The sequence below is a fragment of the Parasegetibacter sp. NRK P23 genome, from assembly GCF_023721715.1.
In the GTDB taxonomy this organism is placed as follows: domain Bacteria; phylum Bacteroidota; class Bacteroidia; order Chitinophagales; family Chitinophagaceae; genus Parasegetibacter.
This window is the reverse complement of the sequence record NZ_JAMDLG010000001.1, coordinates 48321-65867: the sequence shown is the minus strand read 5'-3', so window position 1 is coordinate 65867 and position 17547 is coordinate 48321. Positions and strand designations below refer to the sequence as shown.

At 49.3% G+C, this 17547-nt stretch carries 11 protein-coding genes; 9 read left to right on the top strand and 2 right to left on the bottom strand.

All coding sequences use genetic code 11. The features are described from left to right. Window positions 1-6: 6 nt before the first annotated feature. Genes kdpB through M4J38_RS00185 form a run of 5 tightly spaced genes read left to right on the top strand, consistent with a single transcriptional unit; the run spans window position 7 to window position 6597 of the window. Window positions 7-2055 (top strand): potassium-transporting ATPase subunit KdpB, encoded by a 2049-nt coding sequence (kdpB, locus tag M4J38_RS00205; RefSeq protein ID WP_251757509.1) that lies wholly within the window; start codon window positions 7-9, stop codon window positions 2053-2055. A gap of 18 nt (window positions 2056-2073) precedes the next feature. Further along, window positions 2074-2637 (top strand): K(+)-transporting ATPase subunit C, encoded by a 564-nt coding sequence (locus tag M4J38_RS00200; RefSeq protein ID WP_251757508.1) that lies wholly within the window; start codon window positions 2074-2076, stop codon window positions 2635-2637. Window positions 2638-2649: 12 nt separating this feature from the next. Next, window positions 2650-3717, top strand: coding sequence for a porin (locus tag M4J38_RS00195; protein WP_251757507.1), 1068 nt, complete (start codon window positions 2650-2652; stop codon window positions 3715-3717). Window positions 3718-3776: 59 nt separating this feature from the next. After that, entirely contained in the window at window positions 3777-4901 is a 1125-nt protein-coding gene (locus M4J38_RS00190; protein ID WP_251757506.1) for a universal stress protein, read from the top strand. Window position 4902: 1 nt separating this feature from the next. Further along, window positions 4903-6597, top strand: coding sequence for an ATP-binding protein (locus M4J38_RS00185; protein ID WP_251757505.1), 1695 nt, complete (start codon window positions 4903-4905; stop codon window positions 6595-6597). 20 nt (window positions 6598-6617) lie between these two features. On the opposite strand, the gene M4J38_RS00180 is transcribed toward M4J38_RS00185, so the two are convergent. Beyond that, complete coding sequence (locus M4J38_RS00180) at window positions 6618-7625, bottom strand: zinc-binding alcohol dehydrogenase family protein (RefSeq protein WP_251757504.1); 1008 nt, start codon at window positions 7623-7625, stop codon at window positions 6618-6620. A 323-nt stretch (window positions 7626-7948) separates the two neighbouring features. On the opposite strand from M4J38_RS00180, the gene M4J38_RS00175 reads away from it, so the two are divergent. Then, window positions 7949-8827 (top strand): AraC family transcriptional regulator, encoded by an 879-nt coding sequence (locus M4J38_RS00175; protein WP_251757503.1) that lies wholly within the window; start codon window positions 7949-7951, stop codon window positions 8825-8827. Window positions 8828-9086: 259 nt separating this feature from the next. Here M4J38_RS00175 and M4J38_RS00170 read toward each other — a convergent pair whose 3' ends face one another. After that, window positions 9087-11381, bottom strand: a complete 2295-nt coding sequence (locus M4J38_RS00170; protein ID WP_251757502.1) for a S9 family peptidase — start codon at window positions 11379-11381, stop codon at window positions 9087-9089. Window positions 11382-11829: 448 nt separating this feature from the next. On the opposite strand from M4J38_RS00170, the gene M4J38_RS00165 reads away from it, so the two are divergent. The 3 genes from M4J38_RS00165 to M4J38_RS00155 are packed head-to-tail and all read left to right on the top strand — an operon-like array spanning window position 11830 to window position 17486. After that, window positions 11830-14913 carry a SusC/RagA family TonB-linked outer membrane protein gene (locus M4J38_RS00165; RefSeq protein ID WP_251757501.1) on the top strand — a complete coding sequence of 1028 codons (3084 nt, stop codon included), beginning with the start codon at window positions 11830-11832 and terminating at the stop codon, window positions 14911-14913. Between the two features lie 10 nt (window positions 14914-14923). Continuing rightward, window positions 14924-16513 (top strand): SusD/RagB family nutrient-binding outer membrane lipoprotein, encoded by a 1590-nt coding sequence (locus M4J38_RS00160; RefSeq protein ID WP_251757500.1) that lies wholly within the window; start codon window positions 14924-14926, stop codon window positions 16511-16513. 25 nt (window positions 16514-16538) lie between these two features. Continuing rightward, complete coding sequence (locus M4J38_RS00155) at window positions 16539-17486, top strand: DUF1735 domain-containing protein (protein WP_251757499.1); 948 nt, start codon at window positions 16539-16541, stop codon at window positions 17484-17486. Window positions 17487-17547 lie beyond the last annotated feature (61 nt).

Sequence of the window (17547 nt, the reverse complement as noted above, 5' to 3'; positions counted from 1 at the left end):
AACACCATGCAAAAGCAACATAAACTGTTGGAGTCTTCGCTGGTAAGTACCGCGCTCAAACAGGCCTTCATTAAATTATCCCCCGCGCTGATGTTCCGGAATCCGGTGATGTTCACCGTAGAAATAGGTACCGCCATTATGCTGTTTGTGACCTGCTACAGTGGCTTTACAGGCGATACCACACAAGGTTCCTTCGGCTACAACCTGGCCGTATTCATTGTGCTCTTCCTCACCCTTCTGTTCGCCAATTTCGCGGAGGCCATCGCTGAAGCGAGAGGAAAGGCCCAGGCCGAAAGCCTGCGGAAAACACGGGAGGAAACACCGGCCAAAAAAGTGTTCCCCGTCGGTGAAATGTACACCGATGAAGTGAAGACGGTTCCCTCCTCTTCACTTCGGAAAGGAGACGTATTCATCTGTGAAGCGGGAGACATCATCCCGATGGATGGAGAAATCATCGAAGGACTGGCCACCATTGATGAATCGGCCATTACGGGAGAATCCGCTCCCGTGATCCGCGAAGCGGGCGGCGACAAGTCCTCAGTAACTGGCGGCACCAAGGTATTGAGCGACCATATCAAAGTGCGTGTAACCACCGATCCCGGCGAAAGTTTTCTCGATAAAATGATCGCCCTGGTGGAAGGTGCCAGCAGGCAGAAAACACCCAATGAGATCGCGCTTACCATCCTGCTCGCCAGCTTCACCCTCGTATTTATCATCGTTTGCGTGACGCTGAAACCTTTCGGCGACTATGCGCAAACGCCCATCACCATAGCAGCCTTTGTATCGTTGTTTGTATGCCTGATCCCCACCACCATCGGTGGATTACTGAGCGCCATCGGCATCGCCGGTATGGACAGGGCGCTTCGTGCCAACGTGATCACCAAAAGTGGTAAGGCCGTGGAAACCGCCGGGGATATCGATACCTTGCTGCTCGACAAAACCGGCACCATCACCATCGGGAACAGAAAGGCCACTCACTTCTGGCCCGTAAACGGCATTACCGAAACTGATTTCATGGAGGCCTGCGCGCTTTCTTCACTCGCCGATGAAACCCCCGAAGGCAAATCAATCGTGGAACTCGCACAATCTGCGGGTGTAAAAACCAGCACGCTGCGCAAAGAGGATGCGCGCTTTATTCCCTTCACGGCAGAAACCAGGAGCAGCGGTATCGACTTCGCGGGCACCCAAATCAGGAAAGGCGCTTTCGATGCCATCAGGAAGCAGGCCATACAATCAGGAAACGGATTCCCGGTTGAAACCGAAGAAAAAGTAAAAGCAATATCATCGAATGGTGGAACACCACTTGTGGTGAGCCGGAACAACGAGGTGATCGGTGTCATAGAATTACAGGACATCATAAAACCTGGTATCACAGAACGGTTTGAAAGGCTGCGCAGAATGGGTGTAAAAACGGTGATGGTTACCGGTGATAATCCCCTCACCGCAAAATACATCGCAGAAAAAGCGGGTGTGGATGATTTTATCGCGGAAGCCAGACCGGAAGATAAAATGATCTATATCCGGAAAGAACAGGAAGCCGGAAAACTGGTCGCGATGATGGGCGACGGTACCAACGATGCGCCGGCACTCGCGCAGGCCGATGTGGGCGTTGCCATGAACAGCGGAACCCAGGCCGCCAAAGAAGCGGGCAACATGGTGGACCTCGATAATGACCCCACCAAACTCATTGAGATCGTGGAAATCGGGAAACAACTCCTGATGACCCGCGGTACCCTCACCACTTTTTCCATCGCCAACGACGTGGCCAAATACTTCGCCATCGTTCCGGCCCTGTTCATCGCTTCCATACCCGCTTTACAGGGACTCAACATCATGCGGCTCAACAGCCCGGAAAGCGCCATCCTCTCCGCGGTCATATTTAATGCGCTCATCATTCCGGCGCTGATCCCGCTGGCCTTAAAAGGTGTGGCCTATAAACCGATCGGCGCAAGCGCCCTGCTGAGACGGAACCTGCTGGTGTACGGACTTGGCGGTATGGTGATCCCCTTCATCGGCATCAAACTCATCGACCTGTTCCTTTCCTTATTTATCTAACAATTAAAACATCAGCAAGTGAAAAAGTATTTGCTTCCCTCCATAAAATTAACCATTGTGCTTATATTGATCTGTTCCGTACTTTATCCGCTGTTGATCTCCGGCATCGCCCTGCTGGCACCGGGAAAAGGTAATGGCGCAACCATCCAAAACAATGGCCTAACCGTCGGCTACGCGAATATCGGTCAGCAATTCCGGCAGGACCGGTATTTCCACGGAAGGCCTTCAGCCGTAAATTACAATGCAGCCGGTTCCGGTGGTTCCAACAAAGGCCCATCGAACCCCGACTACCTGAAAACAGTGCAGGAAAGAATCGACACTTTCCTGGCCCATAATCCCGGTATCCGTGTGAACGAAATTCCTTCGGAACTGGTTACCGCTTCGGGAAGCGGACTGGATCCTCACATCTCCCCCGCTTCGGCCCTGGTACAGGTGAAAAGAGTAGCCACGGCAAGAGATATCCCGGAAAAAACGATCACGGAACTGGTGAAAAAACATACCCAAGCTCCGTTGTTCAACCTGTTTGGAACCCCCACCATCAATGTATTGCAACTCAACATCGCACTGGATCAAATTCAATAAATCAATTCCCCAATGAGACCATTTCTTTTCTTTGCCTGCCTGTTTGCCGGCAGCGCCCTTTACGCACAGGATTCCACGAACCGGTTTTCAGTAAGCGGTTATGTAGAGGCCTATTATAGTTACGATCTGAACAAACCCGCTTCCAACACAAAGCCTTCCTTCCTGTACAGCCACAACAGGCACAACGAATTCAACATCAACCTCGCTTTCCTGAAAGCCAATTATCAGACCAATAAAGTGCGGGCCAACCTGGCCATTGCGGCAGGCACTTACATGAACGCTAATTACGCGGCGGAACCGGGCGTACTGAAAAATGTTTTCGAAGCCAATGCGGGCATGAAATTGTCTAAACAATATGAGCTCTGGCTGGACGTGGGGATATTTCCCTCCCATATCGGGTTTGAAAGCGCGATCTCCAAAGATTGTCCAACCCTTACCCGGAGCATCCTCGCTGAAAATTCGCCCTATTATCAAAGCGGCGCTAAACTCAGTTACAATACCCCGAATGGAAAATGGCTGCTGAGCGTACTGGCATTAAATGGGTGGCAACGCATCCAAAGAGTAGAAAGCAATTCGTTGATGAGCTTCGGCACCCAGGTGCAGTTCAAACCCAATACCAATACCTTACTCAATTCCAGTACATTTATCGGTACCGACCAACCCGACACTACCCGACTGATGCGCTATTTTCACAACCTTTATGCCGTTGTAACATCAGGAAAAACAAGTATTACCACCGGTTTCGATATTGGCGCGCAGCAACGTACCAAAGGCAGCAACGACTTCCAAATATGGTATGCCCCGGTTATCATTGCGCGGTATACCCTGAATGAACAATGGAGCCTGAATGCGCGTGGAGAATATTATTCGGACCAAAAAGGGGTGATCGTTGCCGCCAACACGCCAGGCGGTTTTAAAACCTTCGGTTATTCTGTTGGAATGGATTTTTCACCGGTTCCCAATGCCATTGTGCGCCTGGAAGGAAGAGGATTCACTTCGAAGGATAAGCTTTTTGAGCGGAACGGAGAACCGGTTTCAGGGAACGGCATGCTCAACTTCAGTATAGCCGTTGCATTCTGACAGTACACAACTTATGCTCCGGGAACAACCATTTATACCTCATTATTCACCCTACTATTATGCCATCAAAAGAAACCTCCGCACAGCATTTTTTGGAACTGATCCGCCAATCACGGCGTGGCAAATTCAAAGTATACATCGGCATGAGCGCCGGCGTAGGGAAAACCTACCGCATGTTGCAGGAGGCACGAACGCTTTTGCGGAATGGCGTGGATGTGAAGATCGGATACATTGAAACGCATCAGCGTGCCGAAACCCATGCGCTGCTGGAAGGGCTGCCGGAGATTCCCAGAAGACACCTCTTCTACAAAGGAAAGCACCTGGAGGAGATGGACCTCCAGGCCATCCTGAACCTTCATCCGGAAGTAGTGATCGTGGATGAACTTGCCCATACCAATATCGAAGGCAGCAAGCATGAAAAAAGATGGCAGGACGTAGTGGATATCCTGGATGCGGGCATCAACGTGATCAGCGCCGTAAACATCCAGCATATTGATGGTTTACAGGAAGAAATAAAAAACATCACTGGCGTGCAGGTTTCGGAACGGATTCCTGATACCGTATTACAGCAGGCCGATGAAGTAGTGAACATCGACCTTACCGCGGATGAACTGATTACAAGGCTGAAAGAAGGAAAGATTTACGCACCCGAAAAGATCGCGATCGCGCTGAACAATTTTTTCCAGCCTGAAAAGATTCTCCAGTTAAGAGAACTCGCCCTGAAAGAAGTTGCGACACAGGTAGAACGGAAGATAGAAACCGAGCTGCCACGTACCGCGCAATTGCGCAGCGAACGTTTTCTCGCCTGCATCAGCACCAACCATGATACCGCCAAAAAGGTGATCCGGAAAACAGCCAGGCTTGCGGCCTATTACCATTCCAGGTGGTACCTCCTGTATGTGCAGACGCCAAAGGAAAACAGTGACCGGATCGGACTCGCCGCGCAGCGCCACCTCATCAACAACTTCAAATTGGCCACCGAACTGGGCGGAGAAGTGGTGAAGGTAAAAGGCGATAATATCGCCAGGGCCATCATCGCCGTCGCGGAAGAAAAGAACATCACCACAATCTGCATTGGAAAACCCCATTTCAACCTGCTGGGTATTATCCTCAGTACCGCGGTATTCAACCAGTTGCTGAATAAATTATCCCAATCAGATACCGACATCGTAATTTTATCCTGATATGCGCCTCAAAACAAAACTCAGCCTGGGAACCGGTTTCCTCTTCATCGCGATCCTTATATCGGGTATTCTTGGCATTCTTTCCATCCAACAGCTCAAAAAAGACGCGGAACTGGTTCTGGACAATAACTACGAAACGCTGGTGTACAGCACCAACATGCTGCAGTCGCTGGAAACATTACCGCAAGACAGTATGGCGCGAATAAACTTTGAAACACAGCTTTCCAGACAACGCGCCAACATTACTGAACCCGGGGAAGCCAGGTTCACCGAGGAACTCAGGATCGCTTACGAAGGGCTGTTTGTGGACGGTCAATCCGCGGATTCGCTCAAAGCGATTATCCGGAACGCGCTCGTAAACATCAATAAAGTGAACCAGGATGCTATTTTCCGGAAGAACCTGGCTACGGAGCACAATGCCGAAAAGTTCAGTACCTGGCTGATGATAATTTTCGCAGTGCTGGTACTCCTGGCTTTCACGCTGGCGGTCAATTTCCCCAACGTGATCAGCGCACCGGTAAAAGCACTTTCAGAAGGCATCAGCGCCATCGTGAACAAGGACTATTCAAAGCGCATCCATCTCCAGCAAAAAGACGAGTTCGGCGACCTGGCCAACGCCTTCAATACCATGGCCGAAAAACTGGACGAATATGAACACAGCAACCTCGCCAGGATCAAATTCGAGAAGAGCAGAATTGAAACCATCATCAACCAGCTCAACGATGGCATCATCGGACTGGATGAAAATATGCGCGTACTCTTTCTCAACAAAGTATCGGAAGGACTACTCGGTTTGAAAGAAGCCGACATCACCGGAAAGTACGCCCCGGATATCGCGGTGAAAAATGACCTGATGCGCACATTACTCCAGGACCATGCCGGTGGAAAGGAACTGAAGATATTCGCCAACAACAAAGAAAGTTATTTCCAACCCGATACTTTCAGCGTCACCAACAATGAAAAGACCATCGGCCAGGTAATCGTTCTAAGAAACATCACGCCGTTCCACGAACTGAACGAGGCCAAAACCAATTTTATCGCCACCATATCCCATGAGCTGAAAACACCGATCGCCTCCATCAAAATGAGTGCTCAGTTGCTTACCGATGAACGCATCGGCGCGGTCAACAAAGAACAGGAGGACCTGGTGAAAAGCATCCATGATGACGCCAACCGCTTACTGCGGATCACAGGTGAATTGCTGAACATGAGCCAGGTGGAAACCGGCCATATTCAATTGAAATTACAGCCGGTTGCGCCAGAGCTTATCCTGGATGAAGCCATTTCAGCTGTTCAGTTTCTGGCACAGCAGAAAGGCATCACTTTTCACCGGCATTGCTTGCACCATGACCGGCGCATCTTCGCTGATCCGGAGAAAACAGCCTGGGTACTTACTAATTTCTTATCGAATGCCGTCAAATACGCACCGGAGCACAGTATTGTAGACATCACCACATCGCTGCACGACAACCACATCCTCTTTACCGTTAAAGACCATGGAAAGGGCATCGATCCGCAATACCTTCCGCGTTTATTCGACCGGTATTTCAAGGTACCCGGTTCACAGGAAAAAACGGGTACAGGCTTGGGATTATCCATTTCAAAAGAGTTCATGGAAGCGCAGGGCGGCAATGTATGGGCGGAAAGCAGACCCGGGGAAGGCAGCATCTTCGGCTTCTCCATACCGCTTTCCTGAAGTTGCTTAACACGTTGATACTACCAATTCGTCAATGCTTTGATCACTTTGTTTTTCGGATCAATCCAACCCGGAAATTCCTTTGCGATCTCATCGGCATTCACTCTGTGCGTTACCCATTTCAGCGGCTGTATTTTTTGTTGCTTCATTGCGTCGATCACCTCTTCAAAATCTTCCCGGGTCGCGTTCCTGCTACTCATTAAGGTACTCTCCCGCTTATGGAACTCCGGATGGCTGAAGCTGATGGCTTCTTTCTGCAACCCCACCAGCACGTATCTTGCCCCATGCGCCATACAGGGAAATCCATTGTGGATGGCGCGGTTGCTTCCGGTAGCGTCAATCACAACTGTGGCCATTTCTCCATTGGTTAACTGCTCCAGCTTAACCGTCAGCTCTTCTGAAGCCGGATTAATCGTGTGTTGAACGCCAAGGTTCTTCCTGCACCATTCCAGGCGGTCTTCATTCACGTCTGCCACCACTACATTTCCACCGTACATCCGGGCAAATTCAATAATTCCAATTCCAATAGGCCCCGCTCCCATTATCAGCACCCATTCTCCTTCCTCCACTGCCGCGCGTTTTACACCGTGCAAGGCAATGGCCAACGGCTCCACAAGCGCCAGTTCATCCAGCGACAACCCATTTCCATGCACCAGCTTATCGTCTGGCACAAGCAGGTATTCCGCCATTCCGCCATCCAGGTGCACGCCGCAAACCTGCATCTTCGTACAGCAGTTTCCCTTTCCGCGCCTGCAGGCCACACAGGTACCGCAATTGAAATAGGGAATTATCGTAACTGCTTCTCCGGGTTCAAAGCCAGCTGCACCTTCTACGAATGTACAGGCCAACTCATGTCCAAGAATCCGCGGGTAACTGAAGAAAGGCTGGGTTCCTTCAAAAGCATGAAGATCTGTGCCACAAATGCCCACACGCTTCACATTTAACAATGAATAACCCGGCGCAGCCTTAGGTTGTTCCTTTTCATCATAATCAAACTTTCCTGGCGTAGTACAATATAAAACTTTCATGATTACTGGTTTTTAACCGGTACCGTCCATCGTCAGGCAAATACAACGATAAAACTATCCCGGTCATGGTTGATGCCATTCTGCACCAACATATCCACAAATGTAGCAGCCTCGTGCACACAAAAACGATTCATGTTAAAATACCGGGAATAAATAGCCAAAAAACGACAGCTCCATCGGTTAAAATACGGATCGCTGAAAAGACACCACCAGCATTATTTTAACCTGTTTTTATCCAATTTTCACATCCAAAAGCTAATATTGTATAAATAAGTTACTTTAGACATGTCATCACTCAGTTTCACCAGCCAAAATAAACTGTCATGAAAGTCCTGCAATTCACCCTTCCCGTTCCGGGAGAAAAGAACATCATCGTTCAAAAAGATGTGCTTCCTTTTTTCTACCAGCACCTCCACCGCCACGATGAAATGCAACTGACCTGGATACAGAAGGGAGAAGGGACGCTGGTGGTGGACAATAACATGTATCCTTTCCGGTCAAATGAAATTTATTGCATCGGTGCAAACCAGCCGCACGTGTTCAAAAGCGACCCTGATTATTTTCATGAGAAAAGCAAAAAGAAGGTTCAGGCGCTTACAGTATTCTTTAACCCGAATGGGAAACTCCAATACCTTTTTGACCTTTCAGAACTGAAATCCATCCGGACTTTCCTGCAAAAACACCGCAGCGGGTTCAGTATTCCCGAACAATATGTAGCGGATATAGGTCATAAAATGAACCAACTCAGTGAAGCCTCCGGCATAGAACAGTTCCTGCTTTTCGTGGAAATCCTGAAAAAATTCGCCGCTATACCAGATGTAAAAGAACTGGCCACCGTAACGGAACTTTCGAGTGTAAGCGAACACGAAGGTATTCGTCTCAGCAATATCTATCATTTCATTATGACCAATTACGCGCAGCCCATCACACTGGAAGATGTGGCCAAACAGGCGCACATGACCCCGCAGGCCTTCTGCAGGTATTTTAAAAAACGTACGCTCCACACTTTCGTTTCCTTCCTCAACGAGGTGCGCATCAACGAAGCCTGCAAGAAGCTCACCGATGGCGGATTCGACAGCATTTCCACCATTGCCTACAACTGCGGATTCAACAGCATCACCAATTTCAACCGTGTATTTAAGAGCATTGTGGGCCAGGCGCCCAGCGAGTACGTGGAAAGCTATTATAAGAACGCATCATAATAACTCCGGATAGCAAAGCAAGCGCTATTCCGTGTTAATATTCGCAGAATTAAAAGAGGGTGTATCAAAAATTGATACACCCTCTTTTAATTCTAAACGCTCATGAAGACAATTTTCGGTTATGCTATTCTCGGAGGCTTCATTGATTTTTTGGGACAGCCTCTCTTTTTATGAGTATTCCTGATAGAGATAATTTTTATTATACGATACTCGGCACCTTCATTTTATGTTTAGCCATCCTCCTTCACCCTACCGTTTTTTAACGGGTACCCGGTGGCACCGCTATAGCGGCTCCGCTGTTCCGGTCCGGCGGCTCTGCGCCCAGCAGGTTTTTCACGAAAAAATCACGTTTTTTCACCCGCCCGTACGCGCCTCCATCACTGTGGCCCATGCCGGGAACGGCCAGGAAATCGAACGTTTTTCCCGCTTTAATCAGTGCATCCGCCACACGGTAGGTAGACTCCGGGGGCACGTTGGTATCTGCTTCTCCTACGATGAGGAGCAATTTGCCTTTTAACTTGTGCGCGTTGGTAATGTTGGACTGCTCTTCGTAATGCTTCCCAATGGGGTAACCCATCCATTGCTCGTTCCACCATTGCTTGTCTACACGATTATCGTGGCAGCCACAGGCCGAAACCGCAGCCTTGTACCAGGTTGGGTGGAACAATAAACCGCCAAGCGCGTTCTGTCCGCCAGCTGAAGTGCCATATAATCCAACCCTGCCCGTATCAGCCTGCGGGTAGCGGGCCGCCAGTGCGCGCATCCACGAAATCCTGTCGGGGAAGCCGGCATCGGCCAGGTTCTGCCAGCATACATCATGAAAAGCTTTGGACCTGTTCGCTGTGCCCATACCATCGATCTGCACAACGATAAAGCCCAGTTCAGACAAACTTTGCATTTCGCCCGTGGGTGTGAATGATTTCGGTACAAAAGCATCCTGCGGTCCGGCATAGATGTTTTCGATGATGGGGTATTTTTTGGTGGAATCAAAATCGGAAGGGAAATACACCACGCCCCAGATGTCCGTTTTGCCATCCCGGCCTTTGGATACAAATACTTCGGGCAAACGGAAACCTTGTGCCAGGTGCCTGCTGATATCAGCTTGTTCCAGTTGCAGCACGGTTTTTCCATCCGCCACTCTTCCGACAATACTCACCGGAGGCACATTCACAGCGGAATAAGTATCCACGAAATATTTTTTATCCGGAGAAAAACTCAGCCGGTGATTGCCTGGCTGAGGCGTGAGCGACACCAGTTTTTTACCATCAAAACCGATTCTGTAATAGTGAATATGATATGGGTCCTCGCCCGGATTCATGCCGCTCGCCTGGAACCATATTTCCCTTTTCTTTACATCTATACTGTCAATACTTCGTACCACCCATGCTCCTTTGGTTACGGCATTCTTAATGGTTCCGGCCTTTCCGTCCACGAGGTAGATATGGCGCCAGCCGTCTTTTTCGCTTACCCACAGTATTTCTCCCGTATCGGGCATGTAATGGGTAAATATTCTTTGCTCGTAGATGAAGGTATTCGTTTGTTCATCCACGATATTCCGTGTGGAAGCGGTGGCCGCGTCCACTTCAATGATGCGGAAACGCTGGTGTCCGCGGTCCACTCTTTCATACAGGAATTTCCCGGGGCTGTTTTTGAACCATTGCAACCTGGGCGCACTGAAAAAATCGATCACGTCGGTATTGACCTTTTGTGTCGTTTTATTTTCGCGGTTAACGATGTACATTTCGTAGGTGGAAAATTCATCGCCGGGTTGTTTGTAGCTGTGTGATTTCAGTTCTCCCCTGGTGGTTCCTTCCTGTGCCGTAAGAATATAGTATACAGGTTTATCTTCCACCCGGTGCACCCGGTAACCTACGAGGTAACTGCCATCGGGAGACCAGGCCAGGTCGCCGTATGGTTTTTCGGAAGTGCCGTCGGTCGTGTATTGAATAGCGGCCCCGCCATCTTTCGGTTCAATGAAAATATTGTGGTCGCGGACAAGCGCCGTATATTTTCCATCAGGGGAAACACGGGGACTTCTGAACCATTCCCACCGGCCGCGCGTGCGCAATAACCCCGGGTAGCTGGTGGTATCTTTCGGCATGATATCCGTTTTTTCCACCGTATAATCAGCAGGTTTAACCTTCCAGAAATTTCCATCCAACTCAATAATCGCATAAGCGGCGCCGGGAGCAACATACATATTGCGGAGTTGGAAACGATCCTTCGGAATACTTTTACCGGAAGCGGATTCGAGCGCAGCCACCAGTTTATCGCCATCAAATAAGGGGATACGTTTGTTTTTTTGCGTTTCAACATAAATGTATTCCGTGCGTCCTTCCGGTAACCTGTTGGAATACCAGAATGCGGAAGCGCCCGTCCATTGCGGGTTTACACTTGTTTTAAAAATAGTCTGCCTGGAAATACTATCACGCACAGCAGCATTTTCATACCGTTGCGCCATTTCCTGGTTGGAAGGAAAATACGGGGATATCTGAGCGGAAACATCATGCAGCAATAATGCGGCCGCCACCGCGAGCATGGAACGAAAAATCATTTAGAAGGGTATTAAGTTATCCTTCAAAACTACCAAGATAACCCAGGTTGGCATAAACGGATTTTAGCTTGAAGAAGTTGGATTTTGGCCGGATGAAAAAGAAAAAAAAGTTTTTAAATTTTTAACAAAGTTTTTGAAGTGAAATAATATTTTTCCTATCTTGTAGCCACAATCAAGATAACATCTCCTGATATCCTTTTCGAATAACTCCTCCGTTTTACACGATTGCATGCGATCTGAAAAAGTCGTCATTACGCTTGTTTTCCATTATTGCTTCTCTACGTTTATTGTCAACTTTACCTGTTGAATTTTATGCTATACACCAGTCGGCTCCCTGCTGAGGGGAGTAGATAATTCATACATTCTATCACAAGAAAACGCTTAAAATTTATGCCCCTCCGCGGAGGGTGAGTATTCTATTTTTCAAACTCAACCAAATCTAACACACATGAGAAAACTTCGCCGCATTTGCTGGCAGGTTACCTGTATGCTATTGCTATCAGGTGCCGTTTATTCCCAATCTAAAAGCGTATCGGGTAAAGTTACCGATGAGCAAAACGCAGCGCTGGAAGGCGTTACAGTAAAAATCGTAGGCACAAATGCTGTAACAGTAACCAATTCTTCCGGCATCTTTTCCTTAACGATGCCATCTGGCACATCTAAACTGGAATTCTCTTTTATTGGTTATGGTACAAAAACCGTCGCGGTAAGTGGCAATGAACCGTTACAGGTAACCATGGCGCTGAACACCAGTAGTCTGGATGAAATTGTTGTTGGCGCCCAGGGCATTATTGTGAAGAAAAGAGAACAGGGTTACGCTTCCACCACAGTATCGGGCAAACAACTCACGGAAGCGAAGGCGGTGAACCTTGGCGCCGGTTTAACGGCGAAGGTGGCTGGCTTGCAGGTGAATTCCATTAGTGGTGGGGTGAACCCCTCCGTTAGAGCGGTACTCAGAGGAAACAGGTCGTTGCTCGGTGATAACACCGCGCTGATCGTGGTAGACAACGTAGTGGTTCCGGGCACCATGCTGGGTAACCTGAATCCACAGGACGTGGAAGACATCAACGTGCTGAATGGCGCGGGTGCCGCGGCTTTGTACGGTTCAGATGCATCCAATGGGGCCATCATCATCACCACGAAAAAAGGAAAAGCCGGTGTGAACACGGTGAACCTTTCGCATACCACCACCCTCGCTAAAGTAAGTTTCTATCCGGATCTTCAATCAGGTTTCGGTTCAGGCTACCAGGGAGGCGTACCCGATTATGTGCCCTACGAGAATCAGCAATACGGTCCGGCTTACGATGGATCAATGGTACAGATAGGACGTCCTTTGAAAGATGGTTCCATACAAACCGTGCCCTATTCCCCGGTTAACGACCGCAAAACATTCTGGGAAACCGGCGTAACCAACCAAACCGACCTGGCCGTTACTTCCGGCGATCAGAAATCCACCTCTTACATTGCCGCCCAATATGTGGATGTGAAAGGCGTAACCTGGCTCGATAAATACAACCGCTTCTCCATCCGCGCCAATGGCAGCAGGCAGGTGAATAAAACATTTAAGGCGGTGTACAAAGTAAACTATGTACAAAACAGGTACGATCAAACTTCAGCCGGAGGCACCATCTATCAGAACCTACTGAACACACCCGCGCATATTCCGCTGACCGCATACAAAGACTGGCGGAACGATCCTTTCGCGAACCCACAGGGGTATTATAATGATTATTATCAGAACCCCTACTTCTATATTGGCAATAACCGTACAAAAACAAGGAACGATTATTTAACCGGGAACCTGGAACTGAACTGGAAGCCCGCCACCTGGCTGGACCTGGTGTACAGAACAGGGATCACCACACGCAACCAGAGTGATAAATCTACAGTAGGGCGGTTCTTTTACGATAGCTACTATATTACTGGCAGTAAGGCCAATATTACAGGCAGCGTATCAGACGGCGCATTTTATTCCACACAACTTACTGGTGATTTTCTTGCCACGGCTACAAAGCAGGTCAAAGATTTTGACCTGAGCCTTACCCTTGGCCAGCACATCCGCAACAACACCTCAAAGGATATTGGTGTTTCTGTTTCCGGACTGGTTGCGGATGACCTGTTTAATGTAAGCAACAGACTGAATTTCCCCAGCGCCGCTGAATCAAACGCCACCAGCAGACAGGTTGGCGTATACGGAAGGTTCAAAGTGGGATTTAAGGATTACCTGTTTCTTGAAGCTACCGGCAGGAACGACTGGGTATCGGTGCTTGACCCACAGTACAATTCATTCTTCTACCCCTCCGTGAACCTGTCCTTCATACCGCAGGATGCCATCAGCGCCCTGTCGGATATTAGTTGGTTAGACAACCTTAAGTTGAGGGGAGGTTGGTCGAAAGTGGGGAACGTAAACCTGGGCGCATATGCACTGAGGCCCACCTTCGGGCAGGCCAACGGCTTTCCATATAGCACTGGCGCGGGCTTCACCGTTGGTAACAGGATCGTTTCACAGTCACTGAAACCCGAACTTACCACCGGATGGGAAACCGGCTTTGACGCTGAATTTTTCAAAAACAGGATATCAGCCGGCTTCACGTATTACAAAACCAGCACAGTGGATCAAACGGTTCCCGTAAACATCTCCAACACCACTGGCTTTAGCAGCTTCCTTACCAATACGGGCGAAGTCACCAATAAAGGCATAGAAGCATTACTTCACTTTACGCCAGTGCGTACAAAAGATATGGAACTTACCCTGGGAGGAAACTTTACCTGGAACGAAAACAAAGTGGTATCCATCAACGCAGAACTTCCACGCTTGGGATTAGGCAGCCTTACCTTCGCCGTGGCAGGAGAACTCTTTCCGGTACTGATTGGAAGCGACTACCTCCGCGACCCTCAAGGCAGAATTATCGTTGACCGGAAAAGCGGATACCCATCTGTGGATCCGAACACAAAAATACTGGGCAACACAAATCCTAAGCAACGTTTAGGGCTCGACTTCACTTTCAAATACAAAAACTTCCGGATATGGGCGCTGGGTGAATACAGGGGAGGATTCGTGATTTACCAGAATGGAGGCGGCACGTATGATTTCTCAGGTTCTTCGGCCCGCACAGCCTGGTACAACCGCGAACGCTTTGTTATCCCCAATTCTTCGTATGAGGATCCCACCAAACCAGGTGAATATATCGCGAATACCTCTATCACGGTTCGCGACGGAGGAGGTGATTTCTGGCCCAGTTCCGCTTACAACACCGGCATCAACACCAATTACATCACCAAAGGTGATTTCTGGAAACTCCGGGAGGTCTCCATCAGCTACACCGTTCCTTCCACTATTCTTTCTAAAACAAAATACCTGAAAGAAGCCACCATCAGCGTGCAGGGAAGAAACCTGTTTATCTGGACACCAAAATCCAACATCTACACCGATCCAGAATACAACTATTCAGATTCCAACGCCATCGGTGTAACGGCCTTCGGAGAACCACCTGCACGCTTCTTCGGCGGAACCATTTCACTCACCTTCTAATGCCCATACAATGAAAAGAATAAGATCTCAAATATACCTCTTACTCCTTCTGCTCTCCACCTTCACTTCCTGCAAGAAATACCTGGACGTGAATGAGAATCCTAATTCCGCCACTGAAGTGTCGCCCAACCTGGTGCTCCCGCAAGCCCTGGTATATACCGCTTCAACACTCGGCGTTTCTTTCCATGATTACGGTTCCTGGCAGGCCGGGTACTTCGCGAACGCCGGTGGATTCGGCGGCTGGGGCGCCACCATTACGTACGACTACACCACCGGAAGCTTCACCGGATTGTGGAGCAGCACCTACGATAACCTGGAAGACTATGAGTATATTCTTACCACCACCGATAACAATGATACCCTGGCTTATTTCAACGCGGTGGCCAGGATCATGAAAGCTTTCAATTTTCAACTGCTGGTAGATGAATACAATGATGTCCCTTATTCCGAGGCCCTGAAAGGTGAAGGTGGCCTTACCCCGGCTTACGACAACGCGAAAGACATCTACGCCTCATTGGCCAACCAGCTCGATCAGGCCGTTGCAACCATTAATAACGCGAAATTCCCTAACGCGCTGGGTACCGCTGACGTGGTATTCGGCGGCAACATGACCAGTTGGAAAAAATTCGCCAATACGCTTAAACTGAAACTTTGGATCAGGGCCTTCGGAGAAGGTGTTTTCACGGGAACACCCACTTTTACCAACGATGGTTTCCTGACCGACGACGCGTTGGTGAACCCCGGCTACGCAAAGCAGGCGGGCCAGCAAAACCCACTATGGAACACTTACCACAGCTCCGCCACGGGCGCACAGGCCGGCAGTGGAAGATCGAGGATTCCTTCTTACTGGATCGTTACTTTTTATGATGGAACCAAACTCGAAGATTTCGGCCGTGGAGATGTTATCTTCAGAGGATTCAAGAACGGCGTTTATCCCCCAAGGAACCAATTGGGCAATACCACTTCCAGCGCGCAAGCCGCACCTTCCGACAATACTTCCTGGTATACGGAAGCTGTAAACTATGCGAACTCCACCAACAGCGTGGGCGTTTTAAAAGGGCCGTCTCAGGGGCAACCGCTGATATTGGGTGCTGAAAGCTATCTGCTGCAGGCCGAAGCCGTATTGAAGGGACTAATCCCCGGCAATGCCAAAACACTTTTTGAACAAGGCATCACCGCTTCATTCAACTACCTCTATAAAGGAGTGGATGGTAAACTGGCCACAGGATACAATCCCGTGACGGCGGCAGCGGATTACCTGGCCATCAACTCTGCCAGCAAGCTCGCGAACTTCGACCTGGCGGTAACAGATGAAGAAAAACTGGAAGCCATCATCACACAGAAGTATATCGCCTTTAATATGATAGACGGAAGAGAAGCCTGGGCCGAATTCAGAAGAACAGGATACCCACGGATCAGCAACGCCCTTCCGCTGAACCAATACGCCACATTTGTTTCAACGGTTTCCTCCGCCACCACCACGGACAAACTTCCGGGAAGAATCCTCTACCCCACCAACGAGTTCCAGCTGAACCCCGAATTCGTTCCCGATGGCATTACAGTTTTTGGGTCCTACGTATTCTGGGACCGACGCAATTAATTCACTTAACGACAATTGATGTAACATGAGAAAATACGCATTAGTCCTGTGCACCGCCCTTTTCATTTCCATGAGTTCCTGTCTGAAAGATACGGACCAGCTGGATCCCAGCGGCACCAATAATGTAATTGAGTTCCTGAACGTGGACCTGATCGCTTCCCCGATCACCAGCACGTACCCGCTTTATAATGTGAGTTACGACATTACACCCGCCGCCAGCCTGGAGCTCACGGTCAACTATTCCGGCGCTAATGTCGCGCCGCAAGACATCACCGTTGCGGTAGCGCCTTCTCCTGAAGCGCTCACCACTTACAACACAGAAAACGGCACTACTTACACGCTGCTTCCGGAGGCCATGTACAGTATCGCCAACACTACAGTGGTGATCCCGAAAGGACAAAAGAAAGCAACCGTAAACGTTACGTTTAAAACCGATCAGTTCGATCTTACCAAACGTTACGCCATACCCGTAAAAATCACCTCCGCGAGCTATGGTACCATCAGCGGAAATTTCAGTACCAATATCTTCGCCGTAGTGGCCAAAAACAAATACGATGGCGTTTATACGTTAAGGTCGAGGCAGGGCGCGGTAAACGACCGGGCTTTCAGTACTGCACCTTACACCTGGCCCTACGAAGTGTCGCTGATTACAACCGGCCCCAACTCGGTTGTATTGCACAACACCCAGTATGCTAACGATTACACACACCCGCTACAAACACTCACCGGCTGGAGCCGCTTCGGCTCTTACACCCCGGTGTTCACCTTCGACCCAGGTACGGGTGCCCTCACAGGCGCGGCCAATTACTATACCGCCCCTACCAATGGCAGAGGCGGAAAAGTAAACCCTGCCGTAACCACCAGCCGCTACGACGCCGCCGCGAAAACGGTGTACGCCGCCATATTGATGACACAACCAGGTTTTACCGATTATCCTTTCTATGATACGCTTGTTTTTAAACGGGCGAGATAGAACAACAAGTTTTCTATGTTCGATAAGCGGCCGCCTCATTCATGGGGTGGCCTTTTTTTAC